Source organism: Flavobacterium sp. UBA4854, from assembly GCF_002399805.1.
GTDB lineage: Bacteria > Bacteroidota > Bacteroidia > Flavobacteriales > Flavobacteriaceae > Flavobacterium > Flavobacterium ginsengisoli.
Genome location: NZ_DHEI01000117.1, coordinates 19744 through 20292, shown reverse-complemented (window position 1 = coordinate 20292; position 549 = coordinate 19744). Strand labels below are relative to the sequence as shown.

The 549-nt window shown below is 43.5% G+C and carries 1 protein-coding gene; it reads left to right on the top strand.

Features of this window, described 5'->3' with window-relative positions; all coding sequences use genetic code 11:
• On the top strand, positions 1-549 hold a 549-nt coding region (locus B3J44_RS24320), incomplete at both ends, for a glycoside hydrolase family 3 C-terminal domain-containing protein (protein WP_286969961.1).

The following is a 549-nucleotide window of genomic DNA, read 5'->3' as shown; positions in this document are numbered from 1 at the left end:
CAGAAGCGGATTTGAAGCTGCTAAAAATGCGGCAAAAAATGCCGATGCCGTAGTAATGGTTTTAGGCGAATACGGTTTCCAAAGCGGTGAAGGAAGAAGCAGAACCGATTTGAATCTGCCAGGTTTGCAGCAGGAATTATTGGAAGAAATCTATAAAGTGAATCCGAATGTGGTTCTGGTTTTAAACAATGGACGTCCGTTGAGCATTCCGTGGGCGGCAGAAAATGTTCCGGCCATTGTGGAAGCTTGGCATTTGGGAACCCAAGCCGGAAATGCAGTTGCGCAGGTTTTGTACGGAGACTACAATCCGAGCGGAAAATTGCCGATGTCGTTTCCAAGAAATGTGGGACAGGTGCCGATTTATTATAATAAATACAGCACAGGAAGACCGATCGATAGCGATAAAAATGTTTTCTGGTCGCATTACATGGATGTGGAGAAAACGCCCCAGTTTCCGTTTGGTTTTGGATTGAGCTACACGACTTTCGATTATAAAAACCTGAAACTGAATAAAACATCTTTTGCAAAAGGTGAAAAAGTTCAGGTAAG